This is a genomic window from Streptomyces calidiresistens (assembly GCF_014141525.1).
GTDB classification, from domain to species: Bacteria; Actinomycetota; Actinomycetes; order Streptomycetales; family Streptomycetaceae; genus Streptomyces; species Streptomyces calidiresistens.
In genome coordinates this window covers 1-1,323 of the sequence record NZ_VKHS01001126.1, presented here as the reverse complement: position 1 = coordinate 1,323, position 1,323 = coordinate 1, and the positions used below count along the sequence as shown (strand labels likewise).

The 1,323-nt window shown below is 76.7% G+C and carries 2 protein-coding genes; both read right to left on the bottom strand.

Annotated features, from left to right (window positions below; all coding sequences use genetic code 11):
- Positions 1-54 precede the first annotated feature (54 nt).
- Complete coding sequence (locus tag FOE67_RS25880) at positions 55-498, bottom strand: roadblock/LC7 domain-containing protein (RefSeq protein WP_182667250.1); 444 nt, start codon at positions 496-498, stop codon at positions 55-57.
- Positions 499-535: 37 nt separating this feature from the next.
- Positions 536-1,300, bottom strand: a complete 765-nt coding sequence (locus FOE67_RS25875) for a transcriptional regulator (protein ID WP_438874313.1) — start codon at positions 1,298-1,300, stop codon at positions 536-538.
- Positions 1,301-1,323: the final 23 nt, after the last annotated feature.

The window sequence follows — 1,323 nt, the reverse complement described above, 5'->3', positions numbered from 1 at the left end:
CGGGTCCCCCGGGCACGGGGAAGCGGGGGCGCGGGACGGCGGTCCCGTCCGGTGTCAGGGCATCGGGGGTCGGGTCAGCGCGCGTTCCACCAACTCGGCGACCCGGAGTCCGGCCCGCCGGGCCTCCATGTGGAGACGACCGACGTTGGTGTTCGCGCCCGCCAGCGCCGTGAGGACGGCGTTGGGTCCGGCCGCGTAGGTGGCGACGTATCCGTGGTCCCCCCGGACGACCAGTTCACGGAAGGCGCCCCGGCCGGTGTTGTCGGCCAGGCGGAGCGCCACCCCCAGGGCGGCCGCCGTGAGGGCGGCGGTGCTCTCCGGCTCCGGGTCCACGGTGTCGTGGGCCAGGATCAGTCCGTCCACGCTGGCCGCCAGGACCCCGGTGACACCGGGGACCCGGGCGCGCAACCTGCGTAGTTCGTCGAGGAGTTCGGGCTCCGTCGACATCGTCGTCATCAGCTGCCTCCTTTCGGCCCGCTGCCTCAGCGCACGCCTCATGAGGAGGGGCGGGGAGCCTCGGGGAGGAACGGGGGTGTCACAGGTGGGCCTCCAATGCGTCGCGTAGCCGCCGGAGCAGGGCGATGTCGGCGTCCCCGGAACCGGATCCGGCCGTGATCCCGGCGATGCCGGCGACCGTGCCGAGGCCGGCCGCGTACGGGGCGGCGGGCCGGGCGCCTCCCCCGGCCGGTCCCGGCGGCGCGACGGGCGGCGCGGCCGGGGTGGTCCGGGGGGTCTCGACGTGACCGGCGGCGGCCAGCCGGCGCACGTCGACGAGCGTGTGGAAGGCCAACCGTCCCAGTTCGCGGGCGATGTCGGCCGGGGTGCGGACGCCGTCGGCGAGGTCGAGGACGGCACGGCGACGGGGGGTGACGGCGGCGGCGGCCCCCTCGGGGAGCTTCTCCATCGGGATCGGTACGACGGGAGCGGTGTCCACCTCGGGGCACGGCCACACCTCGTGCAGCAGTCGTCGGCGGCGGCGGGTCTCGCGGGCGACGGTCTCGATGCCGATGGGGCGCACGGCACCGGAGGGGTCGGACATCGTGAGGCCGGGGTGGAAGCGGGCGGGTCCGCCGGCGGCGTCGAGGGCGAAGTAGGCGGCGTCGAAGAGGGCCGCGAGGCGACAGATCTCCGCCTCCCCGCGTCCCGGCGCGTCGGCGTCGGCGAAAAGATGCTCGGGGGCGGGGGCGGCCGGGCTCTCGGCCCCGACCACCCGCCCCTTCACCAGGTAGAGGGTGCCCCGGTCGCGCAGGAGGGCCCCGGTGGCGCGCTCGGCGGCCAACTGCCTGAGCACGGCGGGGATCCGGTCGGCTGCGGGCGGGGCGG

Bases quoted from the DNA above. Each gene is read 5' to 3' on its own strand.
- FOE67_RS25880 (WP_182667250.1), bottom strand. From the start codon at position 498: ATGAGGCGTGCGCTGAGGCAGCGGGCCGAAAGGAGGCAGCTGATGACG.